Source organism: Myxococcales bacterium (assembly GCA_016720545.1).
Taxonomy (GTDB): domain Bacteria; phylum Myxococcota_A; class Polyangia; order Polyangiales; family Polyangiaceae; genus JAAFHV01.
Window position 1 is genome coordinate 571,218 of record JADKKK010000002.1, and the last position, 25,340, is coordinate 596,557.

The window sequence follows — 25,340 nt, forward strand, 5'->3', positions numbered from 1 at the left end:
ACTCGCCGTGCACGGGACTAGGGTCCGGATCCATGGCCAAGACCGAGACCCCCTCCGGCGGGCCTTCCGGCGTGCTCGTCGTCGACAAAGCGCGCGGCCCCACGAGCCACGACGTCGTGGGCAGGGCGCGCGCGCTCCTCCGCACCCGGGAAGTGGGCCACGCCGGCACGCTCGACCCCATGGCGACGGGCGTGCTGGTGCTCGGCGTGCGCGAGGGCACCAAGCTGCTCCCCTACCTGACCGCGCACGACAAGACCTACGAGGCGCGGGTCGTCCTCGGCGAGAGCACTGAGACCCTCGACGCGGAGGGCGCGGTGCGCACGCACGAGGCGGTCGCGCCGTGGCTCGTCGACGCGCTCGCCAGGCTCGCGCGGGTCGAGGGCGGCGCGCTACCCCCTGGCCTGGTCGACGCGCTCGACGCCGAGCGCGGCCGGCGTGAACAGATCCCCCCGGCGTTCTCGGCCATCCGCAAGGACGGCGTCCGCGCGCACGCCCTGGCGCGCGCCGGCGTGGAGGTGGCGCTCGACCCCCGCCCGGTGCGCGTGCACGCGCTCGAGGTCACGGCCGGTTCGGTCGATCCTCCGACCCTGAGCGTGCGGGTCACAGCCGACAAAGGCTATTATGTTCGGTCACTTGGGCGCGATCTTGCGCTCGCGCTCGGCACGGTCGGGCACCTCTCGGAGCTCCGGCGTGTGCGCTCGGGCCCGTTCGGCCTCGGGGGCGCCGTAGCGCTCGACCCCGACGCGGCGCGCGGCGTGATCGACCTGGCCACGGCCGCGGCGCTCGCGTTGCCGACGGCCCGCCTCGACGGCGCCGCCGTGCTGCAGGCCCGGCGAGGTCAGCGCGTCGCGCTCCCCGAGGACGCCGCTCAGGGGCCGTGCGCGTGGCTCGACGACGCCGGCGCGCTCGTGGCGATCGGTGAGCGGGCACCGGAGGGCCACGGGCGGGTGCTCCGTGGGTTCGCCCCCCCCGCTATTTCTTCGGCCCCCCCCCCGCCTTGAGCTTCTCTTTGGCCAGCTTGATGCGCTCCTCGGCGGCCTTCTTCATCGGGCCCGCGGGCTCGAGCCTGAGGTAGGTCTCGTAGGCCGCGACGACGTCTTTCCAGCGACCGGCGTCGGCGTGACGCCCGCCGAGATAGAAGTAGGCGGGGGCGTATTTCGGCTCCTTGGCGACGGCAGCCTCGAGGTCCGACAGAGCGCCGGCCTTGTCTCGCGCGCCGAGCTTGCAGAGCGCGCGGTACGTGCGCAACTCCGCCGCGTCTTGCTTCGCGAGGGCGCCGTCGAGCACGCGGATGCAGTCGGCGAACGCGCCGACGTTCTTCAGCTCGAAGCCGACCGAGGCGAGCACGCCGACGTCGCCGTTCGCGAGCTTCTCGGCCTGGAGGAGCCGCTCGCGCGCCGCGTCGGCCTTTCTCCACTTCCCGAGCCACTGCCCCAACGTGAGCGCCGCCAGCGGATCGGCCGGGGCGAGCTTCAACGCGAGCTCCATCGCCCGCGTGGCGCCAGCCTCGTCGCCCTTGGTCGCGAGCGCGACTCCCAGGTTCTCGGCGAGCGCGGCGCTCTTGGGGTGCTTCTCGAGCCCCGCCTGCGCGAGCGTGGCCGCTTCGTCGACCTTGGCGGCGTCGAGCAGCAGCGCCGAGAGGTTGACCGAGCCCACCTCGTGCCCGGGGACCGTGGCGAGGGCCGCGCGGTAGTGCTTCTCCGCGGCGGCCTTGTCGCCCTTCTCCACCAGCGCCCCGAGGTAGGCGTGCGCGTCGGCGTCGTTGGCGTCTCTCGCCAAGGCCGCCTCGAAGGCGGCTCGGGCGCCGGGCTCGTCACCCTTCTCGAGGGCAGCCTTTCCCCGCGCGACGTCGGGGCTCGGTCCGCCCGTGGCGGGCGCGCCAGGCGCCCCGGCGCCCCGCGCGAGCGAGGGAGGCAGGGTCGGAGGACGCGCGGGCTCCGCGACCTGCGGCTCGGGCGGCCCGCCGCACGCGACATTTGACGCCGCGAGCGCGAGCGCGCCGGCCCCCACCGCCATCGCCGCCACCCTGCCCCGCGCTCCCCGCACGCACGCACCCAACCGCCGCATCCCGATCGTCATTGTGCCTCCTCCGATACCGCGATTCGCAGGCGCTCGCGGACTTCCTTGAACCGCGCACCCGGGCGAACCTTGGCCCCGTCGCGCTCCGTCACATAGAACACGTCCGCCACGCGCGTGCCCTCCGTGTTGATCTTCGAGAGGGCGATGTCGAGCCCGAGCTCGTAGAGCTCCTGTGCCACGGCGTGCAGCAGCCCCGGCCGGTCGCGGGCGAACACCTCGATGATCGTGTGGCGTGGCGACGCGCGGTCGTCGAGGACGATCTCGGTCGACACGGCCGGTGTAGCGCGCTCGCGGCGTCCGCCCCGCTCCCCGAGTAGCTCGCGCGCGGTGGTCTCGCCGCTCTCGAGGGCCGCGAGGTCGCGCCGGAGCCGGGTCACGGCGCGCTCGGCGAAAGCGGCGCTGTCGCCGCGGTCGCGGACCAGGAACACGTCGACGGCCTCGGTCGGCGCGCCACCGCCGGGCTCTCGGGAGTAGACCTGCGCGGCGAGCACCTCGAGCCGCGACGCTGTGATCGCCGCGGCGATCCGCGCGAGCAGGCCGGGCCGGTCCTCGGCCACGACGCAGAGCTCGACGACCCCCTCGTGGCGGTGGGGGAGCACGTCGAGGGCGACAGCCGCGCTCCCCCGGGACGCCGACAGGGCGGCGTGCGTGACGACCGACGCGGGGGCGTTCGCGAGGAGATAGCGCTCTGGCATCGACACGAGGAACGCGTCGAGCGCCGCGGTCGATCCGTCGGGGCCCTCGCGGCCGAGCGCTCGCGCCCGCTCCCGCACCCGCTCGAGGCGCGCGTCGTCGGCGATCGGCTTCTGGCCTCCCGCGAGGTGTGCGTCGGCGGCGAAGTAGAGCTCCTCCAGCATCCGCGACTTCCACGCCGTCATGGCCGTGGGCGACGTCGTCGAGAGGTCAACGACCGTGAGCAAGTAGAGATCGCGCAGCCCCTCTCGGCCGCGCAGCTGCTCGGTGAAATCTTGGGCGGTGGCGGGCTCGTCGAGGTCGCGGCGCGTCGCCACGTGGTACATCGTGAGGTGCTGCTCGACGAGCGCGACCGCCTCCTCCACCTCCTCCGCCGTGAGCCCGAGGCGAGGGAGAATTCCCCCGCACATTCGGGCACCTACGAGCGAGTGATTCTTCCGACTCCCGCTCTCGTCGGGGTACCCTTTCCCCACGTCGTGGAGCAGCGTGGCGAGGAAGAGCGGGCGGGGGCGCGCGATCTCCGCGGCGAGGCGCGACGCGAGCGCGTGCTCATGGCCGAGGTCGCCGCGGCAGAGCGCGCGGAGGCAGTCCACCGCGGCCACGCTGTGAACGTCGACGGTGTACACGTGGTAGACGTCGTGGTGCACGCGGCCGGTTACCGGGAGAAACTCGGGGATCATCGCGAGGAGCAGCCCCACGTCGTGCAGCTCGCGCAGCATCGAGCCTGAGCGGGTGCGCACCTCCGGGACCGCGCAGACGAGCCTCACGAAGAGCTCTGCGGCCTCGGCGCTCGCGCGGAGCCGGGCGCAGAACTCGGGATCGGCGGCCGCACGGACGATCGCGTCGGTCGCGAACGGAAGCACCGGGGCGTTCTCGCTGATGCACGCGGCGTAGACGCGGAACGCGAGCGGCGGATCCAGCTCGAGGCGGAGCGGGTCGAGCGTGACCTGGCCGTCGAACAGCCGCACGCCCCCCGCCAGGTGCACCTCGGCGGGCTTGCCGCGACGCCGCGGTGGGGTCGCGCGGGCCAAGATCTGCTCCCGCGAGCGGGTCACGGCGCGCGCGTGCACGTAGTAGTCCTGCATCATGCGCTCGGCGGCGGCCGCCCGCGCCGCGGGCTCGTCGTCGGCCATTCGCGAGCCCTCTCGCGGTCCGTAGCCCAGCTCGAGCGCGATGGCCTCCTGCTGGTCGAAGGTGAGCCTGTCGCTGCGGCGGGTGGCCTTCGCGTGGAGCCGGTTGCGCACACGCCAGAGGAACTCCTCCGCGCGCGCGATCTCCTGCGCCTCGCGGGGCACCAGCACGCCCATGCGCACGAGCGCCGCCCAGAACCCGCCCGCGCGGACATCACCGGCCCGGTAGCGCGCGCGCGCCGCCCAGCGGGCCACGTCGAGGTCGCGGAGGCCACCCGCGCCGCTCTTTACGTCGGGCTCCAGGAGGTACACCGAGCCTCCGAAGCGGGCGTGGCGCGCCGACACCTCGTCGTGGAGGCGCGCGATGAACGGCCCAAGCTCTCCCTCGCTGAAGAGCCCCGCCGTGGCGCGGGCCGACAGATCGCGCTCGAGCTCCACGCTGCCTGCGACCACGCGCCCGTCGAGCAGCGACGTCGCGGTCGCGAGGTCGGTCTGCGCCAGCTCCAACAGGGACGTGGCGGTCGCCACCTGGTAGCCGACTGAGACCCCTGCGTCCCACAACGGGTAGAGCATCGTCTCGGAGAGCGCGTCGGCGCTGGGGTGCTCGCGCGAGACCAAGAGCCGTACGTCCGCGTCGCTCCGGAGCGCCACCGCGCCGCGGCCGTAGCTCCCGATGGCCACGAGGGAGAGCGCGTCCGGGGCGTGGGGGGGGAGCGCGCGGCTCGCCTCGCGAAAGAGCATCGCCAGGATCGCGTCGAGCCGCGCAGCGTGCTCGATGCCCAGAAGGACCCCGTCGGGGCCGTGCAGCTCGGCCCCCTCGCGCTCCTTCGGGGGGCGCGCCACGATGCGCGCCTCGAGCGCCTCGCGATCGTGCGCGACGGTCACGCGGAGGCGAGCCGTCAGCTCCGCCGTCGCGGCCGTCGCGCCCACCGCCCCCGCGCGCTGCTTCACTCTGTCACCATCGGCCGGCAGCGTAGCCGGTCGCGCGCGCCGCCGTCACGAGCTCAGGTGCCGCCGTATTTCTTGCAGCTGTCCGCCCCGGTAGCGAACGTCAGCCCGACGACGCACTTCTTGAGGGTGTCCTCGCAGAGGTTGCTCGCGCAGTCGCGCGAGCTCACGCAGGTGTCGCCGATCTCGAGCTTCTTCTTGCACGTGCCGTTGCACAGGAGGCTCGTTTCGCAGGTGTCGAAGCCGACGCAGAGCTCCCCGAGCGCCTTCAGCTTGACGCAGGTCTTCACGCCTTCGCCCGTGCAGAGGTAGCCGGGCACGCACGACTCGCCCGGGTTCCCGCAGGGTGTGTCAGGCGCCTTCTGGACCGCGTCCGCGCAGAAACCCTTGTCGCAAATCAGGGTGCCTACGCACTGAGCGGTCGCCGTGCAGGCCTTGTTCTTCTCCACCTTCCCCGAGAAGACCTTGAGGCACGCGGCCTCGAGCAGCGCGAGCTCCTCGGCCTTGATGAGCGCCTTGTCGGCCTTGTAGGCCGTCGACAGCTGCAAAATGCACTGATCGGCGCCGTCCGGGTTGTAGCTCAGGCCGAGGGCCGAGGACGCGAACGCGCTCGACTTGCAGAAGTCCTTGCGCTTGGTGATGCACGCGTCCTTCTTCACCGTGCACAGATCGCTGACCGCGCACTCCGCGTCGGCCCGGGCCGCGCAGAACGCGTCTTCGGTGGGGTACTTGGGGCCGGCCGGCGCGTCGGGGGTGGAGCTACAGCCGACCACGAGCCCGAGCGCCGCGGAGGTCCCCAGGGCAAGCGCGATACGGGCGAGGCGAACAGGGCGAGCGACGGCTCGGGAGGCGTAGGGCATGGGCATCTCCAATGAAGTGAGGCGGCGGCTGCGGCCGGACCTTCCGACCAGCATATGCCAGAAAGACGGCGCTGCACCAAAGGCCACGCAAACGAAGGGGTCCTATCGCCAATGAGGGCGTCGTCTTCGCGTGAGCGAGGGCGCGACGCTCGGCGAGTCACTCGTCGCCCCGTCGCGTGCCCCGGGTCCCGCGCGGGCCACGCCGAGGCGGAGCTCCGCTCGCCTCGCCTCCATCCCCCACGACCTCGATGGCCCGCCGGGCCAAGGAGCCACCATGCGCCTCTCGTTACTCTCGCCCCGTTCGCTCGCCGCCTTCGCTGCCTTCGCCGCCTGCACGGCGCTTTCGCTCACGGCCTCCGCCGACCCGACGCCCAACTACAAGGAGTCTCGCGTGGAGGGAGGCAGCGTCGTCAGCTTCGAGACGGACGGGCTCCGCGCCGACGGCAACAGCTTCCTTGGCGACACGATCCGGCGCCCGCCCGGGGCGGTCAGGGTCGGCCTCATTCGCCCACGATTCAACTTCGTCCCCGAAATGTTGAAGAGCGTCGAGAATCTCTGAGTCGCCCGCCCGCCCGCCTCGCCGTCGGAGTCGGCCACTCCAACCGAGCTCGGGCCGGTCGTGGCAGGTCGAGATCGATCCGTGGTGCGCCGCACGTCTGAAACCACCGAGAGCCCTTGCAGACACCGCGGCGCTTGGACTATGGTTCCGTCGCCTCGCGAAGGTGGCGGAATTGGCAGACGCGCTGGATTCAGGTTCCAGTGGGGTAACTCCTGTACGGGTTCAAGTCCCGTCCTTCGCACTCGGTCCTCCAGGGGCCCAAGCGGCCCCAGCCCGCCTCCCCTCCAACTTACGGCCGCGTCGCCCCTCCCGCAGGAGCACGCGGCCGTAGGCGCGTGGGCGACTCGGGTGCCGCGTAGCTCCCATACCGAGACCGCACGACTCCGTTGAACCGGTGTTCACGTCATGCTATTGGCGCGTCGTTCTCGGGCCGGACTTGTCGTCCGGCCGCGCGGTCCCCAAGAGGGCCGCCGGAAGCACACCGCTCGGAACGCAAGGAGAAGCGCCCGTCATGGTCCAGTCTGAGGTTTCGAAGGCCCTCCCGAAGGGCAAGATCGTGCAGGTCATCGGTCCGGTCGTCGACGTCGAGTTCCCGACGGCAATCTCCCGCAGATCCTGAACGCCCTCAAGCTCGACAACGCGAGCATTTCCAGCGCCAAGGACAACCTCACCCTCGAGGTGGCGCAGCACCTCGGCGAGAGCACCGTCCGCGCGATCGCCATGGACTCGACCGACGGCCTCGTCCGCGGCGTCGAGGTCCGTGACACCGGCGCGCCGATCGCCATGCCCGTGGGCCCCGAGTGCCTCGGCCGCATCCTGAACGTCATCGGCGACCCGGTCGACGAGGCCGGCCCCGTCAACGCGAAGCGCACCGCGCCCATCCACCGCGCGCCTCCGCTCTTCCAAGACCAGTCGACGAAGGTCGAGATCTTCGAGACCGGCATCAAGGTCATCGACCTCCTCGCCCCCTACCGCAAGGGCGGCAAGATCGGCCTCTTCGGCGGCGCGGGCGTCGGCAAGACCGTCCTGATCCAGGAGCTCATCAACAACGTCGCCAAGAAGCACGGCGGCGTGTCCTGCTTCGCGGGCGTCGGTGAGCGCACCCGCGAGGGCTGCGACCTCTTCCTCGAAATGAGCGAGTCGAAGCTCGACACGGGCGCGCCCGTCATCTCGAAGACGGCGCTCGTCTTCGGTCAGATGAACGAACCCCCGGGCGCTCGCGCCCGCGTCGCGCTGTCGGCCCTCACGGTCGCCGAGTACTTCCGCGACGAGGAAGGGCAGGACGTCCTCCTGTTCGTCGACAACATCTTCCGCTTCACGCAGGCGGGCTCTGAGGTGTCGGCGCTCCTCGGCCGTATCCCCAGCGCCGTCGGCTACCAGCCCACGCTCGCCACCGAGATGGGCGCGCTCCAGGAGCGCATCACCTCGACGAACAAGGGCTCGATCACCTCGGTGCAGGCCGTCTACGTGCCCGCCGACGACCTCACCGACCCGGCGCCCGCGACCACATTCGCCCACCTCGACGCCACGACCGTCTTGAACCGCGACATCGCGGCGCTCGGCATCTTCCCGGCGGTCGATCCGCTCGACTCGACCTCGACCATGCTCGACCCGCAGATCATTGGCGCGCGTCACTACGACGTCGCCCGCCGGGTGCAGGGCACGCTGCAGAAGTACAAGGATCTGCAGGACATCATCGCGATCCTCGGCATGGACGAGCTCAGCGAAGACGACAAGCTCGTCGTGTCGCGCGCACGCAAGATCCAGCGCTTCCTCTCGCAGCCCTTCTTCGTCGCCGCGCAGTTCACCGGCCTCACCGGAAAGCTCGTGCCCCTCGAGGAGACCATCGCGGGCTTTGAGGAGGTCGTTGACGGCAAGTACGACGACGACCTCAAGTACCCCGAGCAGGCGTTCTACCTCGTCGGCAACATCGAAGAGATGAAGGCGAAGGCCGCCGACCTCACCAAGAGCAAGAAGTAGTTCAGCGCTGGGCCGCGGCGGCGCTCGGCGTCGACGCGCGCCGCCGCCTCCGCGCGACCCGTACACCGACGCCCGTATCGAGGATTCATGGCCACCGACAAGATCGAACTCGAGATCGTGACCCCGCGCGGGCTCGCGCTGAAAGCCTCCGTCGACGAGGTGACTGCGCCGAGCATCGTCGGCGAGTTCGGCCTGATGCCGGGTCACCTCCCGGTGCTCGCGGCCGTCCGCACGGGCGTCATCAACTACCGAATCGGCCAGGAGCAGAATAAGTGCGCGGTCGGCGAGGGCTTCGCCGAAGGCGGCCCCGCGAAGCTCCTCGTCCTCACGGAGGACTACATCACCAAGGCGGGCGTCGAGCCCGTGAGCGTGCGCGCCGAGCTCGCCGAAGTCGAGGCCCAGCTCGACAAGGCCACGCACGACGTCGACGCCGCGCCGGACGAGGTGCGACGCCTCATCATCCGGGAGAACTGGCTGGCGGCCCAGCTCGAGCTCATCGGCGATCCCCCGGCCCCGACCATGAATCCGGTCGAGGACTTCGGCGCCGACGAAGACGACGAGGTCCACCTCGAGCCCGACACCGAAGCGGCGACGGACCGGTGATCCCCGACCGAGCTCAGCGCGTGGTGTGGCTCGCGGCGACGGCGGGCGTCGTGGCGCTCGCCCTAGCGGTTTCCCTTGACAAGCCCTGGGTCGCTCCCCGTCCGCCCCGGGACGCGGGCCCCGACGACGCGTCGACGACCGGGCTCGTCGAGGCGGGGACGGCGACCGCGGAGGTCCCCCTCGCCGCGATGACGGCGGACGGCGGAGCCTTGGCCGACGACGCGGGCGCTGCGCTGAGCCCCCTCGGCGCTTCGCCGATGGACCTGCTGAACACGTCGGACGCGAGCACGCGGTTCGTGCGCATGGGCGTCGTGCTCGTGCAGTACGCCGGAGCGCAGGGCGCCGCGCCCAACGCGCGCCCGAAGGCCGCCGCGCTCGAGCTGGCGAGGCGCCTCGCCGACGAGGCGAAGGGCGATTTTCACCAGGCCGTGACCCACGGCGATCCGGGCTCGGCCGACGACATCGGGCGCATCGCCCGGGGAATCCTCGAGGGGCCGGTCGAGGGGCTCGTTTTCTCGATGTCCGCCGGTCAAACCAGCGAGCCTGTGGAGACCCCCCGCGGGTACTGGGTCGTCAAGCGCCTCCAGTAGTGCTAAGGCCGCGTCAATGGCAACCATTGACATCACGCAGTCGCACCGTCTCTCCCTCGAAGAGGCGCGCACCCAGGCAGAGGAGCTCGCAAAAACCATGGAGGCCAAGCTCGGTCTCACGTGGAAATGGAGCGGCAATACCATCAACTTCGAGGCGCCTAGCGGCGCGGCGAAGGGCACCAAAGGCGAGGTCGCCGTCACCGAGCGTGACGTGCGGGTGGCGATCGATCTCCCCTTCATGCTTCGCGTGATGAAGGGCTCGATCGAGGACAAGATCAAGGAGCGGCTGGCGAAGTTCGCCTGAGGCGCGTGCGGGGCCCGCGGAGCTCGTCGAGACGGCCCTCGGCGAGCTCATGCCTCGCCCGCGAGCGACCGCTCAGCTGACGTGGTGTGTGTGCGCCGTCTTTCTGTTGTGTCGCTGCAAGGTCGCGTAAGCTCGGCGCTCGCACACCCGCGACGCCCAAGTCGTCGGCGGTGGTGCACCCACACCGATGAACGCACCCGACTCGAATCGCCCCGCTCCCCCCACCGCCGGCCCGTCCGTGCCGCCCGCCCCGCTCGGCGCGGGCGAGGTCCAGTTGGCCGCCGTTCGACTGCGCGCAGAAGTGGACCTTGCGCGCGACTCTCTCCGCCGGGCGAGGCTGCTCTACGAGATCGGGGAGCTCGAGGAGGCCGCGGGGCGCCACGCCGAGGCGACGGCAGCGTACTTCGCCGCCCACGACGCGGAGCCGGAGTTCCACGAGGCGCTCGAGGGGCTCGCGCGCACGCTGCGCCACGAGCGCTCACCCGAGGCGCTCGGGAAGCTCTTCGACGCGCTCACCGCCGCGGCCACGACGCCGGACGAGCGTGCGCGCGCGTGGACGGCGCGCGGCGCCTACCTGTACGGCGCTGGCGAATTCGACGGAGCGCGCGCGGCGCTCCAGGAGGCGATCGAGGCGGGCGCCGGGCCGGCGGACGCGGGCCCCGCTCACCTCCTGCTCGAGGCCGTTGCCGCGCGACTCCCCGATCCGGAGCTGCGCGAGACGGCCCTCACGGCACGCGCCGCGCTCCCCGGACAGTCCGACTGGCGCGCGCTGCTCCTCATCGACGCGGCCAACCTCGCCGCTGGAGCCGGAGCGCTCGACCGCGCGGTGATCGCGCTCGAGCGCGCGCGCGATCTCGGCGGATCGGCGACTTACCTCGCCACGCGGCGCCTCGCGGAGCTGCTCGCCGCCCCCACCAACGACGACGCCGAGCACGCCGCCCGGGCCGCCGGGGCCCTCGAGGGCGAGGCCGCGCTCGTCGTCGAGGCCATGAGCTCGCCGGCGCGCGCAAGTGAGCTCGGTGTCCCCACCTCGGTTGGCCTCCACGTGGCCGTGGAGCGCCTCGTGCGCGCGGCGCGTTTCGCGGTCTCGGCGAGCGACCCGCTGCGCGCCGCCGCTTCCCTCGACCGCGCCATCACGCTCCTCGAGGGGCTCGAGGGCCCGTCGGGCGGGCTCTCGTGCACCCGACGACTGCTGCTCGCCACGAAGCTGCAGCTCGCCGACTCCGTGGGCGACGACGCGCTCGCGAGCGCGATCGCAGCGGAATGGCTCCCTCGCGAAGAGGACGGGCGCCTGGCGGCGTCCCTCGCGATGACCGTCGCCGAGGAGGCCGCAGGCCGTGGCGACCTTGCGGCGGCCCTGGAAGCGGCCTCGGCGGCCACGCGGCTCGATCCAGAGTGCATCCCCGCGCGAGCCCTCGAGCTCGATCTTCTCGCCGACGGCGAGGACGCGGGCCCGCTGGTCGAACGGCTCGCGAGCCTCGCCGACGCGGTGCCCACGCTCCCCGCGAAGGGGCGCGGAGCGCTGCTCGTGGCGTTCCTGGCCGGAAGCCGGCTGGGAGACTCCAGCAAGGTGCGTGACGCGCTCGGCGCGGCGGCCTCGACCGGCGTCGACCCCGAGACGATCGCCCGACTCGCCCGCAGCCTCGCGCTGCTGATGGCCAACACGGAGCTCTACGAGAGCGCCTCGCGCGATCTGCTCGGGTGCCTCGGACCGACCGCCGAGGCGCTCGTCGTCGGCTTCGAGATCGTGCGCGAGCGTGTCCGCGCCGGCGACGCCGAGGGCGCCCGCGCGGCGCGCGAGGCCCTCGTCGCTCTTCCGGGCGGGGCCGAGCTGGCCCAACGGATCGCCGCGTTCGTCCCCGGGCAGGCGTCGCCCGACCAGCGCTTCGCGGCCATCGTGGCCCTCGATCGCGGCGCCCCGACCGTCGAGGGGCGGACGCTCGGCGTGCTTCACGCCCTCGCCGCGCGCGATCGAGGCGACGCCGCGGCCGCCGTCGCGCGCGCCCAGGCGCTCGCCGCGGCTGCGCCCGACGACCCGTTCCTCGCGTTCCTCGCGCTCGATCTCGCGCGCGAGACGACGCCCTGCTCGACACGGCGCTTCGGCTCGAGCAGTCGGCGCCGTCCCAGCAAGAGCCCGAAATTGGCGCCGCGATGCTCCTTGAGGCCGCGTTCATTCGGTTCCGAGCAGGGCGCCCGACCGACGCCCTCCGCGCCCTCGGCGCCGCGCGCGAGCTCGCGCCGGAGGCCGCGCAGGTGGCGTACGCTTGGGCGCTTCGCGGGCAGAGCCTCGAGCAAGCCCACGACCGCCGGGACGCCCTCGCGGAGGCCTCCCAGCGGCTCGGTGAGGCCGAGTGGGCGCTCGAGCGGTTCGCGAACGGGGTGGCGCTCGAGGACGACGCGGAGGTGCGCTCGTCGCTCGAGGCCGCCGGCCGCGCCGATGGCGCGCTCCCGCTCGCCGCCGCGCTGGGGGTGCTCGCGTCCGCGTCGCCCGACTCCGACGCGCAGCGCATCGACGAGGCCCTTGATCTCGTCGCGAACCTGGGCAAAGAGGGCGCGATGTTCGCTGCGGGCGAGCGCACGCGGCTCGCGCGCGACCGCTCCGACGAGGCGCTCGTCGACGCCGCGAGCGCCTGGTTCGGCGCCGGCGGCGGCCTCTGCGCGGCCGTCGAGTGGTTGTCGGCGTCGATGGCGCTCGGTGGCGGCGCCGGCGAAGTGCTCGCCCGCGACGCGGTGGCGGATGCGCTCCAGGACGAGGCGCGCGAGGGCGTGTCGGCGAGCGCGAGGCTCCTCGGGCACGTCCTCGATCCGTCGACCCCTCAGCCGCTCGTCGCCGGCACGAGCCACGCAGTACGCCTCGCAAACCTGGAGCTCGCGCCACCAGGCTCGGACCCCCGGCGCCGCGCTGCCGCCTTGAATCGCCTGGGCAGCTCCCTCGGCGACGAGATGGACGCGGACGCGGCGGGGCTCTCGGCCTGGTCGATCTACCTCACGGGCGACCCGAAGGGCGCGCTCCCCCTGTTTCGCGCGGCCACCGCCGCCCACCCGTCGGACCTCGCGTCCTGGGAGGGGGTGCGCACGTGTGCGCTGGAGTTGGGCGATCATGCCGGGTACGCTGAAGCCTGCGAGCAGCTGGGCGCGCGCGCGCGCAACTCCTCCCGCGGCGCCGTTTTTTGGGAGCAGGCGGGGCTCACGTGGCTCGACGAGAACCAGGGAGCTCGAGCCGAGGCCGCGCTCGATCAGTCGTTCCATCGCGACCCCACCCGGCCCGTCGCCTTCGACAAGCTCTTTCGCCGGGTCCGCGACCGCAAGGAGTCGGACAAGATGCTGGAGCTCGTCGATCGGCGACTTCCGCACACCGACGACACCGACGAGCTCGTCCGGCTCTACTGGGAGCAGTCGCGCGCGCTCCGCGAGAAGGGCGATTTCGACGGCGCGCTCTACGCGCTTGAGAACGTGAGGACCATCGACCCCGACCACGTCGGCGCCCTGGCCCTCCTCGGAGAGGTGCACATTCGCCGAGGAAGGTACGACGAGGCGGCGGCCCAGCTCGCCCGCCTCGCCAGCGTCCCCGCGGCGCCCGCGAAGAGCCGGGTCACCGCGGGCATCGCCGCGGTCGACCTCTACGAGAACAAGCTCGGCCGCAACGAGGACGCCCTGCGCGTGCTCCAGGTCCTACACGCGGCCGGGATCTCCACCCTGCCCGTGCGCGAGCGGCTCGCGCGAGCGGCGGCGCGGACGGGCGCGTGGGAGCCGGCCGCGACCATTCTCGAGGAGCTCATGGGGGAGCGCGACACGCGCGAGGGTCGGGTGGAGGCCGCGCGCCTGGCGCTCGTCATCTACCGCGACCGCATCCGCGCGCCGGCCCGCGGCCTCCGCGCCGTAACGAGGCTGCTCGACGAGTCGCCCACCGACGGCGAGGGACTCGAGTTCCTGGTCGAGCACGACATCGACCGAGACGCCCGTCGCGCGCTGCTCGAGCGAGGTCAGGCGGCGCTGCTCGCGGCGCTCCAGCAGGAACCCGGGGATCCCGCGAACGGGCGTCGCCTCTCGCGCGTCGCGCGCGCGCTCGGCAGCGGGCAGCTCGAACACGTCGCGCTCTCCGTGGCCATCGCGACGAACGGCCCGGATCCTGGCCTCGAGCAGGCGCTCGCGCAGCTCGCCTCGGGGAAGCCGCGGGCTCCTCAGCTCGCCATGACGGAGGTGCTGCTCCGGCGCGTGCTGGCCCCCGGCGACGAGGGCCCCCACGCGCAGCTCTTCGCGCTGCTCGGCCCCACGATCGCGGAAGCCCTGGGCCCCACCGTGGCCACGCTCGGCGTCACGAAGCGAGAGCGCGTCGATCCCCGCAGCGGCGTCGCCGTGCGCAACGAGATCGCCGCGTGGGCGGGCGCGTTCGGGATTGCGGACTTCGAGCTCTACATCGGCGGGAAGGATCCCCAGGGTGTCCAAGGCGTCCCGGGCGAGCCCCCGGCCCTCGTCGTCGGCGGAGGCGTCACCGCGCCGCTGACCCCCCTCGTGCGATCCCGCGTCGCGCGAGAGCTCCTCGGGATCTCCCGCGGGACGGTCATCACCCGTTGGCGCGACGACACCGCCCTCGCCGCGCTCGTCGTCGCCGCCTGCAACCTCGCGAAAGTGCAAATTGACTCGCCGCCCTACGCCATCCTCGCGGAGGTGGAGCGTTCGCTCGGGAAGGCGCTGGGGCGACGGACGCGCAACGCCATCGAGCCTGTCTGCCGGGCGCTCGCTCAGTCGGGCGTCGACACCAAGACGTGGGTCTCCCGCGCGATCGCGTCCCAGCACCGAATGTCCGCCATCGCATCGGGCGACGTCAGCGTCGTCCTTGCGGACGCGTTCGGCCTGACGCCGACCGACCTCGTCAGGGTGGCGCGAGAGGACCTGCGCTGCGCCGAGCTCTTCCGCTTCGCCTTGACGCCCGACTACTTCGACATCCGGAGGCTCCTCGGCCTCGAGACTTCCTCATGAGCAACGACGACAAACTCCCTGACTTTTCTGGCATTGACTGGGATGTGGCGCTCGACGAGTGGGAGCAGCGCGTCGTGCTCCCGGGCGAGACGGGGGCCCCCGCGGCGGCCCCCGAGCGCGCGTCCAGCGACGTCGCCCCCGTCTCCGCGGCGGCCTCTCTCGGCGCTCCCATCGAGCTCGACCGCGCCAGCGCCGCGTCCCCCGCGCCCAGCGCGGATCCCGAACGGTTTCGCCCCACGAGGCCGCCGCCCCGCGACCCCCGGTCCGTTCCCCCACCCGCGATCGGCCCACTGCCGCGGCCCGCGCCGCCGCTCGAGCGGGGCGCGTTTGCGCGTGAACGCGTCAACGACGACCAGACGCGCGCTTTCTCGATGGACTCGCTCGCGGCCGACTCCGTGCGTGGTGATTTCGGCGAAGAGGAAGAGCCGACGCGCGCGATCTCCATGGCGACGTTCGACGCCGCGACGCCCGATCCCGGGGCCCCCGTGCGCGTCCCACCGCCCCGCGCCCCCTCCCGACGGCCGGCCGCCCCGGAGGTCACGCTGCCCTCCACGCGCGCGCCGGGTGGGCTCGCGGACGTCACGCCGCGGCGACCGCCGCCCGAGGTGATCGCCGTCGAGGTCCCCGCCCTTACTCCGCTCGCGCCGACCACCACAAGCGGTCCTCAAGTCGCCGCCGCGAGCCCCCGCGCGGACGTCCCCACCGACGACCGTGGAGCCGGGCGCGAAGTGCCTAGCGTGCCGGCGCCCCGTGTGTCGAGGGCGCAGCCGGTCTCGCCCGCGTCGGGCTACCAGCCGCGCAGCGAGGCGTTCCGCCCACCTCCACCTACCTTCTCCGACGAGAAGCCGGCGCACGCTTGGCTCGCTCCGGCCGCGAGCTCTGCGCTCGCCGAGCGCGCCGCCTGGATCGAGGAAGAGGCCCGCGCCACCGAATCCGCCGAGGAGCGCGCGCGGCTCCTGCTCGCGTGCAGCGAGCTCCGCGCCATCGCGAACGAGCCCGACGCCGCGCTGCTCTTGGCCGCGGAGGCGCGGCAGATCGCCCCCCACCTGCCGCTCGCCTGGGCGCAGACCCGCGGCCTCGCCGCGCCCGGCGAAGAGGCGCTGGCACAGCTCGACGCGGAGGTCCCGCACGCCCGCACGTCGGCGGCGAGGGTGCACATGACCCTGCTCGCCGCGGACATCGCCCGCATCTACGGGGACGAGGCTGGCGCGAGGGACCGCTGGGAGCAAGCCACCAAGCTCGACGCGCTCGACGTTCGCCCGGCGCTCGCGCGCGCATGCGCGGCCCTCGGAGAGCGTGAGCACACGAGCGCGGCGCTGCGCCCCTCCGAGGTGCGCGAGCTCGAGGGGCTCGACGAAGCGGTCGGCCAGGTGCTCGCGCTGCGTGGCGCGCGCGCAGCCTCGTTGCCTGCGCCCCTGGCCGCCAACGACGCGCTGCGCGGCCTGCGAGGTCGGCTCACGGAGCGGGATTTCGCGGGGGCGCAACGTGCCGCCGCAGAGCTCGGCACCGTCGAGGGACTCGGCGCGGCGAGCGCGTGGCTCTCTTCGGCCTTCGGGGCGCTCTCGACCTCGACCCGCCGCGCCTCCCAGCGCGCGCTTCGCCCGCTCGTCGACGCGGGGGATCGCGCTGCGCGCCGCGCGTACGTCGCGCGCTGCCTCGAGCTGTCGGACGTGGACGGTCTGCTGGAGACACTCGCCACCGGGCAAGCGTTCACGCGCGAGGAAGAGGCCGTGCTCATCTCGCTCGCCGGAGGTGAGCCGCGCTCGTGCACCGACGCGCTCACTGCGCCAGGGCTCGCGCCGCTCGCGGCCGCGATTTCGGGCGCGACGTCGGTCGCCCGCATCGACCGAGCGCGGCACGTCGCCGGCTCGCCGGCCCAAGGTGCGAGGGTGCGCCTCGCGCGCCTCGTCGCCGCCGGCGCCCCCGCCGACGCGCGGACCGCCGCGTACGCAGAGCTGGCGGAGCCGAGCGCCGCCGAGGCGGCCATCGCGCTGCACGACGCGCTCGAGGCCGGCGCGGCCTCCGAGATCATGGGCTCGGTCGTCACGTTCGCTGACGGAGACCCCGACGCGACGGCCCACCACCTCGTGCGCGCGCTGGTCGCCGAGACGGCGAACGACCGCATCCGGGCGAAGGAGGCCATCCGCGACGCCCGCCGAATCGCGCCGCCGTGCGAGTCGCTCGTCCGTCTCGCGCTCTCGACCGACGCTTCGCTGGAGGCGGCGCCCGAGCTGCTCATGACCGCCGACGCGCTCCCCGCGGGCGTGGGGTCCGCGATCTTGCGCGTCGAGGCCCTCGCGCGGGAGACCGAGCTCCCGGATGCCACGCGGGCTGCCGAGCTGCAACGCGCCCTGGCCGACGCGCCTCACCTCGGCATCGCCGCCTTCTTGGCCGAGCGCGTCGCCCGCCGCCTCGGCGACGAGGAAGAGGCGCTACGCCTCCTCGACGCGCGGAGCGCTTCGAGCGAGGACCCGGTCGAGCGAGCGCTCGACGCCGTGCGCGCAGCCTGGCTTGAGACCGACCCCGCGGCGGCCGCCGCGCGCCTCGCGGCCGTGGTCGCCGAGTTCCCGGCAGACGTCGCCCTGCGCGATCTCCGCGAGCGCCTGGCGCCCGGGCAAGGGGCCGAGTGGCGCGAGGCGCACGCCGACGCGAGCCAGCCCGGGGCGAAGGCCCTCTACCTCACTCAGGCCGCGCTCGCGCGTGAGCAGGAGGGCGACACGACGGCGGCGCTTGCGGCCGCACGGCGCGCTGTCGCCACCGGGGCCGAGGGTGCCCCCGTGGTGGTGCTCGAGCGCCTCGAGCTGTCCTCGGGCGAGCCCGCGAGGCTCGCCGATCCCCTCCTCGCCGCCGCGCGCTCCGAGTCGGCGGAAGTCCGACGCGACGCGTACCAGCGCCTCGCGGAGATCGACGGACGAAAGGAGGACGCGGCCAGCGCGCTGCTCTGGCACCGCGCGCTCCTCGAGGAGCAGCCCGGACACCTGCCGAGCCTCCGCTTCATGGAGCGCGCGCTCCTCGACCGCGGGCGCTCGGACGACCTCGAGCCCATCGTGGCCGCGATCGCCGAGACGCTGCTCCCCGCGAGCGTCGCCGAGCGCTCTGCCCACACCTTCCTCGCCGCGGAGCTCCAGGGCCCGGCGCCCGAGTCGCGCGGTCGTCGCGCCGAGTTCGTCAAGACAGCTTACGAATCGACCCCCGCGTTCTGGTCGACGCGCGCGATGTACAACCAGGCTCGCGAGCGGGGGGAGGACGCCCTCGTGCTGGAGAGCATCGCCCGGCTGCTCGAGACCGAGGAGCGCCTCCCGGAGACCGCGGCCCTCCTCGTCCGCGCGAGCCAGGCCGCGTGGCGCCTCGGTGACCCCGACGCGGCGCGCGACTACCTCGAGCAGGCAGCCGCGACGGATCCCGGCGACGTCGTCACGTGGGCGTTCCTTGCCGACGCGCGCGCGGAAGGCGGCAACCCCCAGGGCGCTGCGGAGGCGTGCGAGAGTCAGGCGCGCACGAGCGTGGTCCCCTCCCACCAGCTCGCGGCGTGGTACCGAGCGAGCCAAATTTGGCTCGAGAAGCTGAACGACGAAGAACGCGGCGTCTTGGCGCTCGAGCAAGCGATGATGATCGACGCGGGCTACTCCGACGTCTTCGATCGGCTCTCGGCGCTGTACGGGGCGCGCCGCAACGACGTCGCGCTCGTCGAGCTCCTGGAGCTGCGCCTCGCCAAGCTCCTCGCCGACGACGCCCGCCGGCTGGCCCTCTCCCTCCAGCTCGCACAAACCTTGGCGGGCATGGGCGATCCGCAGCGCGCCCGCGACGTCCTCGACGAGGTGCTCGCCGCGCACCCCGAGGACGAAGATGCGCTCTTCACGCTCGCGGAGCTCCAGGGCAAGAGCGGCGACCACGAGGGCGCGGAGGCTACCTACCTCCGCCTATCGCGCCTCACCCTCCCGGCACGCCAGTCGCGGCGTGTCTTCGACGCGCTGGCGGATCTCTATCTCGGCGGGCTCGGGAACCTGAGCCGCGCGGAGGTGGCCCTCATGGAGGTCCTGAAGCGTGCCCCAGAGGACCGCCCGACGCTCGAGCGCCTCGTGGTCGTGCACCGCCGCCAGGACGACGTCGTGCGCGCGCTCGAGGTCCAGCAACAGCTCGTCGCGCTCTCCTCGTCTCCCGAGCAGCGCACGGCGGCCCTCGTCGAGCTCGCGGCGATCTACGAGACCGTCGCGCGCGATCCACGCAAGGCCGAGGCGACGCTCGAGGCCCTGCGCAAGGAGCTCCCGCTCTCGGTCACCGCGCTCCGCGCGCTCGCGAGCTTCTTCGAGCGCCAGGGCCAGACGGCCGCGCTGCACGTCTTGCTGGACCGCGCGGCGGGCGATGCGCGCCGCGCCTTCTCGGGCGGCCGCTTCGTCACGGCGCTCTTCGAGGTGCTCGGCGCCGCCTACGAGCTGCGCGGCAAGGCCGACGCCGCCCGCGTCGTCGCGGCGACGCTCGCGGCCATCCAGGGGCAGCCTGCGGCCCTCGCCGGGGTCGAGCTGCGAGCGTCCGCTCCCGAGCTCGACGAGCTCCTCGCCCCCGAGGTCCTGAGCCCTGCGCTCCGCGGTCTCCTGCGACGCGCCGGCGACTCGCTCGACCGCGGACACCCGTTCGATCTCGGGCCCCTCGCGGCGACGCCCCTCGATTCGAGCCATCGGCTGGCGCGCATCATCCAGCAGGCCGCGAGCTCGATGGACCTCTCCGGCCTCCTCGTCCTCGTGTCGCCGAAGCTCGGCCCCGTCGCGATCCCGGGCGCGTGCACGCCACCGACGCTCGTGATCGGGGAGCGCCTGCTCGAGGTGACGAACGACGCGGCCCGGATCTTCCAGGTGATCCGCGCGCTCAAGCTGCTCTCTGTGCGAGCGTCCGCGCTCGTCCGCGGCAAGTCGGAGGAGGTCAACGCGCTCGTGTCGGCCTGGCTCACGCTCTTCAACCCGAGCTGGGAGCCGTCGAACGTGCCCCCTGCCCTGCTCGAGGACATGCAGCGTCGCCTCGAGCCCACGATGCCCGCGGAGGACCCCGCGTTGGGCGTCGCGGCGCTCGAGGCGGCGGGCCTCCTCGGCACCTCGGGCCCGCAGCTCCGCGCCGCGGCGCTCGGCTGGGCGAACCGCGTCGCGCTCCTCTCGGTGGGCGATCCCTCGGCGGCGCTCGACGCCATCGCGTGGAGCCTCCGCGAGGACGGCGCCCCCGACGCGGAGGACGAGCGCGCCGCCTGGATCGCGCGCCACGCCGAGGCGCGCGACCTCCTGACCTTCAGCGTCAGCGACGCCTACACCGAGGCGCGCGCGCACGCCAAGGCGTAGAGGCGGGCTACTCGATACACAAGACCTCGTATCTGTTGATCTTTCTGCCAAGCTCAACCTCGACCTCGTCGCCCTCGCGCGCCCCCAAGAGGGCGCGCCCGAGGGGCGAGCGGGGGGTGACGATCTGCACGCGGTGCCCGTCCAGCTCGAGCTGCTCCCCGCCGCCCGCCGGAGCGAACAGACACACGAGGCGGTGATCGTGACCGCCGGGCCCCGCCAGCGTCACGAGGGCGCCCGCGCCCACGACCCCGGTGCTCTCGAGCCTCGGTAACGCGTCGAGCAGGCCGACCGTGCGCTCGAGCTCGCGAACGCGCTCGCCCTGCGCGCCGGCGAGGTAGCTCGCCTCGATGGCCCGCGTGTCCTTGTCGTTCTCCGGCTTCGCCTCTTCGTGGGTGGCGCCGGCCTTGGTCGCCTGAGCGGCCGCCGTGGCGGTCGCGAGAGCCGCGCGTGTCGAGGAGACGAAGGCCGCGATCACGGCGCGCTTGTCGAGTCGTGGCTGCACGGGCCGAATACGTTACGAGCTTCGCGCGGACCTGGGAAGCACGCGAACGGCCGCGTTCGCGCGATGAGCGCTTGCCCACCCGCAGGCGCGAGGCTATTGGGACGCGTCCGCAGCGACGCCCCGCGTTTCGCGCGCGAACCTTAGCATCCGAGTGTTTGGAGAGAGAGAACCGCCATGCCGAACGACAGGCTCCGCAACGTCGCGATCGTCGCCCACGTCGACCACGGAAAGACGACGCTGGTCGACCACATGCTCCGCCAGGCGGGCACGTTCCGCGAGAACGAGGCCGTCGTCGACCGGGTGATGGACTCGAACGATCTCGAGCGCGAGCGTGGCATCACCATCCTCGCCAAGAACACCAGCGTCCGCTGGGCCAACGAGAAGGGCGAGAGCATCAAGCTCAACGTCGTCGACACCCCGGGCCACGCCGACTTCGGCGGCGAGGTCGAGCGCACGCTCCTCATGGCCGACGCGTGCATCCTCCTCGTCGACGCCGCGGAGGGCCCCCTCCCGCAGACGCGCTTCGTCCTCAAGAAGGCGCTCGAGCTCGGCTTCCCGATCATCCTCGTCATCAACAAGATCGATCGCGGCGACGCCCGCCCGGACGAGGTCCTGAACGAGGTGTTCGACCTCTTCTGCGATCTCGACGCGAGCGACGCGCAGACCGACTTCCCCGTGCTCTATGCCATCGGAAAGCTCGGCATCGCGAAGCGCTCGCTCGACGATCCGTCGACCACGCTCAGGCCGCTCTTCGAGACGATCCTGGCGCACGTGCCGCCGCCCGAGGGTGACCCCGAGCTCCCCCTCCAGATCCTCGTCAACAACCTCGATCACGACGACTACGTCGGCAAGCTCGGCATCGGCCGCATCGTCGCGGGCACCGTGCGCGCGAACCAGCCCGTGGTCGTCCTGAAGGATGGCCGCCACGTGAAGGGCACCATCAAGGTGCTCGCCACCTTCGAGGGGCTGAAGCGTGCGACGGCTCAGGAGGCGCAGGCCGGCGAGCTCGTCGCCATCGCGGGCATCGACGACCTCGAGGTCGGCGACACCATCGTCGACGCCTCCCCGGGCTTCGAGGAGCGCGCGCTGCCCCGCATCGTCGTCGAGCAGCCGACCATCAAGATGCGCATCGGCGTCAACACCTCTCCGTTCGCCGGAAAGTGCAAGCAATCCAAGTTCTTGACGAGCCGGCAGCTCCGCGAGCGCCTGGAGCGTGAGACGCGACGCAACCTCGCCGTCCGCATGGAGGAGACCGACACCCCCGACACCTTCGTGATGCTTGGGCGCGGCGAGCTCCAGCTGGCGATCCTCGTCGAGACCCTGCGCCGCGAGGGCTACGAGATGCAGCTCGGCAACCCCGAGGTCGTCACGCGCATCGTCGACGGCGAGGCGGAGGAGCCCTACGAGCTCGTCGTCGTCGACGTCCCCGAGCAGTTCATCGGGGTGGTGACCGAGCGGCTCGGCTCGCGCCGCGGTCGCATGCTCAAGATGGCGAACCCCGGCTACGGGCGCGCGCGCCTCGAGTACCGCATCCCGAGCCGCGGGCTCATCGGCTTTCGCGGCGAGTTCCTCACGGCGACGCGCGGCACCGGGCTGCTCAACACGGTGTTCGACGGCTGGGAGGCCTGGGGCGGGCCGATGGCCAAGCGCCAGACCGGGGCGATCGTCTCCGATCGGGCGGGCGTCGCCACCCCGTACGCCCTGCACCACCTCCAGCCCCGCGGCACGTTCTTCCTGGGCACCGGCGTGGAGGTCTACGAGGGCATGATCGTAGGCGAGCACAACCGCCCGAACGACACCGACGTGAACGCCATCAAGGAGAAGAAGCTCTCCAACGTGCGCAACCACGGCAAGGACGAGAACGTGGCGATCGCGCCCCCGCGCATCCTCACGATCGAGACCGCGATGGAGTGGATCGACTCCGACGAGCTCGTCGAGGTCACCCCAGACGCCGTGCGCGTCCGCAAGCAGGTGCTGCAGATCAACAAGCGCCAGCGCCGCAGCGACGCCATCGAAGACGCGCAGGCCCTCGATTACTGAGGCGGAATTGGCCCCAACAGGCCGCCGTCCTTGGTACTCTGAGGGCGTGAACCCGCGACGCTCCCCCGTCTGCACTCAGGCACCCGCGTGGACGCGCTAGGCCGCTCCACGCGCAAGCCTGGCGCGATGGTCTGTGGCAAGTGGCGCATCGTCCAGCACCTGCGCTCCACGCCCACGACGGCGACCTACGCGGCGCTGCACCGCAACGGGGCAGAGGTCACACTGAAGATCCTCCACTCGAACCTGGCGGGCGACAAGACCCTCCAGGCGCGGTTTCGGCGCGAAGCGTACGTCGCGAACACCGTCCCTCACCCGGACGCCGTGAAGGTCATCGACGACGACGAGACCGAGGACGGGTGTGCCCTCCTCGTGATGGACCACTTCGAGGGCGACACCCTCGAAGAGCTCCGCATCCGCAAGCGCGGCAAGCTGCCGTACGAGCAGGTCGCCGGGTACATGGAGCAGCTCCTCGACATCCTCGCGGCAGCGCACGACGCCGGGGTCGTGCACCGCGATCTGAAGCCCGAGGCGGTCCTCGTCACGAAGCAAGGTCGTGTAAAAGTTCATGATTTTGGGACCGCCCGCGTCCTCACCGAGACCGCGAACGTCCACGAGATGACCGCCGCGGGCCTCGTCGTAGGCTCCCCCGCGAACATGGCGCCGGAGCAGGCGCGCGGGCAGCGCGATCTCGTGGACGCCCAGAGCGACATTTTCTCGCTCGGCGCGCTGTATTTCCTGCTGCTCTCCGGGCGCGCGGTCCACGAGGAGGAGAGCCCGCTCGCCGCGCTCATGGCCGCCGCGAGCCGGCCGGCCCCGAGCCTCCGCACGGTGGTGGGCGTCGACGTGCCGGACGGCGTCGTCGAGGCCGTCGATCGCGCCCTCGCGTTCATGAAGGTCAATCGCTGGCCCGACGCGCGCGCGTTCAAGGCCGCCCTGCGCGCGGGTCGTGGGGAGATGATCGACACGTTCCCGCAAGCGGGGCGGCGCGATCCGCTCGCCGACCTCATGGGCAGCATGAAGGACGGCGCGGCGCTCGCCGTCGCCTTCGCGACCGGCACGCAGGACGACCCGGGCTTCGCGCCCGATCCGTCGCCTCCGCAGGCGCCGCAAGCCGCACGCGCTCCAGGCGCTCCGCTGCCTCCGCAGGCGCCGCAAGCCGCACGCGCTCCAGGCGCTCCGCTGCCTCCGCAGGCGCCCAAGCCGCACGCGCTCCAGGCGCTCCGCTGCCTCCGCAGGCGCCGCAAGCCGCACGCGCTCCAGGCGCTCCGCTGCCTCCGCAGGCGCCGCAAGCCGCACGCGCTCCAGGCGCTCCGCTGCCTCCGCAGGCGCCGCAAGCCGCACGCGCTCCAGGCGCTCCGCTGCCTCCGCAGGCGCCGCAAGCCGCACGCGCTCCAGGCGCTCCGCTGCCTCCGCAGGCGCCGCAAGCCGCACGCGCTCCAGGCGCTCCGCTGCCTCCGCAGGCGCCGCAAGCCGCACGCGCTCCAGGCGCTCCGCTGCCTCCGCAGGCGCCGCAAGCCGCACGCCCGCCGCCGTCGCGGGTCTCGGGGCCGCAGGCCGCGCGACCGCCGGGTGCTCCGCTGCCCCCGCAGCCGTCGCAGACCGCGGGCCCGCCTCCCCTTCAGGACCGCGACAGCGTTCGGCCGCGCGCTGCGCCTACGCCGTCCGAGCGCCCACCGCGCGCCGCGGTCGCGACGCACGGGACGAACCGCCCGCCGCCCCTCCGCGCCGTCCCGTCCACGCCGCCGCGCGCCCCGGAGGACCGACCGAGCTTCGCGCCCGACTCCGGCCCCGGAGGAGGCGGCTATCTTGCGCCCGTCGGCGTGCAGCCGTGGCAGCAGAGCGTCGAGGAAGAAGACGCGCCCACGATCGCGGGCCCGATGGATCCCGAGCTCAGCGCGGCGCTCGCCCAAGTGCGGGGCGAGGCGGCGGCGATCCGAGGCGCCGTCGCTCCCCCACGAGTGGGCCCCACCGAGCGCCCGAGCGTCGCTCCCAGACCCGCCCCGAGCGCTCCCGCGGTGGCACCGCAGACCCCCGCTGCCCGCCCCGCCGTCGTCGCGAGGCAGCCATCCCGACAGGCCTCGGGGCCCGGGTCAGAGCGCCAGCCGCTCGCCTCAGCGCCTTCCGCCCCCGCCGCCCCCGCCGCCTCCGGCGATCCGCGCTACTCGACGGTCGTCATCCCGGGCAGCCCGGGCCAGGCGGTGCCCGACGCGCGCATGAAGCCCGCCGTGTTCGACGCGGACATGATGTCCGACGATCGCACTCAGGTCGACATGCCGCTCCCGCCCCCGCGCGCGCTCGCCGTGATCGGGCCGCCCCAGCTACCCCCGCCCACGAGCCAGGCCTCCCCGCGCGGCTTCGCGTTCATTCCAGCGCCCGAGCTGCCTCCCGAGATGCGCGGCTACGACCCCGGGCCCGCACGCCGAAACATGCCCTCGCACCCCTTCGAGGTCTTCGAGGCTGCGCCTCCGCCTCCCGTCATGCCGCAGGCCCCGACCGTGCCGCAGGGAGCCTTCCCCGGTCGCCGCCTCTCCACGCACGAAGACCTGCGGATACTGGTCCCCGAGAAGAGCTACGCGATGGACCACAACCCCTTCGCGGCGGCTCTACGGCGACGCCAGCGCATCAAGGTGGGCATCCTGGTGTTCGCCGCGATGCTTGGGCTCGGCCTCGCGGGCGCAGTCGCGAGCCGCTTCCTGCACTAACTGGGGCACCCTGGCCGTCTTTGGGCCGGGACCCAAGACCAGGAGG

15 protein-coding genes, 1 tRNA gene and 1 pseudogene are annotated in these 25,340 nt (G+C 73.0%); 12 read left to right on the forward strand and 5 right to left on the reverse strand.

What is annotated here, in order from left to right:
• Positions 1 to 32: 32 nt before the first annotated feature.
• Positions 33 to 1,001 (forward strand): tRNA pseudouridine(55) synthase TruB, encoded by a 969-nt coding sequence (gene truB / locus IPQ09_06255; GenBank protein ID MBL0193820.1) that lies wholly within the window; start codon positions 33 to 35, stop codon positions 999 to 1,001.
• Here truB and IPQ09_06260 read toward each other — a convergent pair.
• From IPQ09_06260 to IPQ09_06270, 3 genes are read right to left on the reverse strand one after another with little or no spacing between them, the layout of a single operon-like run.
• On the reverse strand, positions 973 to 2,079 hold the full coding sequence (locus IPQ09_06260) for a tetratricopeptide repeat protein (GenBank protein MBL0193821.1): 1,107 nt from the start codon (positions 2,077 to 2,079) through the stop codon (positions 973 to 975). The two genes, truB and IPQ09_06260, sit on opposite strands and share 29 nt — an antisense overlap.
• Positions 2,076 to 4,853, reverse strand: a complete 2,778-nt coding sequence (glnD, locus tag IPQ09_06265) for a [protein-PII] uridylyltransferase (GenBank protein MBL0193822.1) — start codon at positions 4,851 to 4,853, stop codon at positions 2,076 to 2,078. The genes IPQ09_06260 and glnD overlap by 4 nt, the downstream gene beginning before the upstream one ends.
• A 53-nt stretch (positions 4,854 to 4,906) precedes the next feature.
• Entirely contained in the window at positions 4,907 to 5,710 is an 804-nt protein-coding gene (locus IPQ09_06270; GenBank protein MBL0193823.1) for a hypothetical protein, read from the reverse strand.
• Positions 5,711 to 5,984: 274 nt separating this feature from the next.
• On the opposite strand from IPQ09_06270, the gene IPQ09_06275 reads away from it, so the two are divergent.
• The 6 genes and pseudogenes from IPQ09_06275 (at position 5,985) to IPQ09_06300 (ending at position 9,746) form a co-directional block, all read left to right on the forward strand.
• A complete protein-coding gene (locus tag IPQ09_06275; GenBank protein ID MBL0193824.1) occupies positions 5,985 to 6,269 on the forward strand; it encodes a hypothetical protein in 285 nt (94 codons plus the stop codon).
• Between the two features lie 157 nt (positions 6,270 to 6,426).
• Positions 6,427 to 6,510: transfer RNA gene (locus IPQ09_06280), tRNA-Leu, on the forward strand.
• A gap of 270 nt (positions 6,511 to 6,780) precedes the next feature.
• Positions 6,781 to 8,249: pseudogene (gene atpD / locus IPQ09_06285) on the forward strand (F0F1 ATP synthase subunit beta).
• 87 nt (positions 8,250 to 8,336) lie between these two features.
• The gene (locus tag IPQ09_06290; protein MBL0193825.1) at positions 8,337 to 8,852 is read left to right on the forward strand and encodes an ATP synthase F1 subunit epsilon; all 516 of its coding nucleotides are present in this window, start codon (positions 8,337 to 8,339) and stop codon (positions 8,850 to 8,852) included.
• Complete coding sequence (locus tag IPQ09_06295) at positions 8,849 to 9,442, forward strand: peptidylprolyl isomerase (protein MBL0193826.1); 594 nt, start codon at positions 8,849 to 8,851, stop codon at positions 9,440 to 9,442. Before IPQ09_06290 ends, IPQ09_06295 begins: the two co-directional genes overlap by 4 nt.
• A gap of 16 nt (positions 9,443 to 9,458) precedes the next feature.
• Positions 9,459 to 9,746: a polyhydroxyalkanoic acid system family protein gene (locus IPQ09_06300; protein MBL0193827.1), complete on the forward strand. Its 288-nt coding sequence runs from the start codon at positions 9,459 to 9,461 to the stop codon at positions 9,744 to 9,746.
• A 478-nt stretch (positions 9,747 to 10,224) separates the two neighbouring features.
• Here IPQ09_06300 and IPQ09_06305 read toward each other — a convergent pair whose 3' ends face one another.
• Positions 10,225 to 11,700: a hypothetical protein gene (locus IPQ09_06305; protein MBL0193828.1), complete on the reverse strand. Its 1,476-nt coding sequence runs from the start codon at positions 11,698 to 11,700 to the stop codon at positions 10,225 to 10,227.
• A gap of 197 nt (positions 11,701 to 11,897) precedes the next feature.
• Here IPQ09_06305 and IPQ09_06310 point away from each other — a divergent pair, with 197 nt between their 5' ends.
• Together IPQ09_06310 and IPQ09_06315 are read left to right on the forward strand one after the other, a co-directional pair.
• Positions 11,898 to 14,726 (forward strand): tetratricopeptide repeat protein, encoded by a 2,829-nt coding sequence (locus tag IPQ09_06310; protein MBL0193829.1) that lies wholly within the window; start codon positions 11,898 to 11,900, stop codon positions 14,724 to 14,726.
• On the forward strand, positions 14,723 to 20,050 hold the full coding sequence (locus IPQ09_06315; GenBank protein ID MBL0193830.1) for a tetratricopeptide repeat protein: 5,328 nt from the start codon (positions 14,723 to 14,725) through the stop codon (positions 20,048 to 20,050). Before IPQ09_06310 ends, IPQ09_06315 begins: the two co-directional genes overlap by 4 nt.
• Before the next feature lie 7 nt (positions 20,051 to 20,057).
• Here IPQ09_06315 and IPQ09_06320 read toward each other — a convergent pair whose 3' ends face one another.
• Positions 20,058 to 20,552: a GreA/GreB family elongation factor gene (locus tag IPQ09_06320; GenBank protein MBL0193831.1), complete on the reverse strand. Its 495-nt coding sequence runs from the start codon at positions 20,550 to 20,552 to the stop codon at positions 20,058 to 20,060.
• A 174-nt stretch (positions 20,553 to 20,726) separates the two neighbouring features.
• On the opposite strand from IPQ09_06320, the gene typA reads away from it, so the two are divergent.
• The 3 genes from typA (at position 20,727) to IPQ09_06335 (ending at position 25,294) form a co-directional block, all read left to right on the forward strand.
• On the forward strand, positions 20,727 to 22,592 hold the full coding sequence (gene typA, locus IPQ09_06325; protein MBL0193832.1) for a translational GTPase TypA: 1,866 nt from the start codon (positions 20,727 to 20,729) through the stop codon (positions 22,590 to 22,592).
• A 126-nt stretch (positions 22,593 to 22,718) separates the two neighbouring features.
• Positions 22,719 to 24,809 carry a protein kinase gene (locus tag IPQ09_06330; protein ID MBL0193833.1) on the forward strand — a complete coding sequence of 697 codons (2,091 nt, stop codon included), beginning with the start codon at positions 22,719 to 22,721 and terminating at the stop codon, positions 24,807 to 24,809.
• Positions 24,806 to 25,294: a hypothetical protein gene (locus IPQ09_06335; GenBank protein MBL0193834.1), complete on the forward strand. Its 489-nt coding sequence runs from the start codon at positions 24,806 to 24,808 to the stop codon at positions 25,292 to 25,294. The genes IPQ09_06330 and IPQ09_06335 overlap by 4 nt, the downstream gene beginning before the upstream one ends.
• The last annotated feature ends 46 nt before the right edge of the window (positions 25,295 to 25,340 follow it).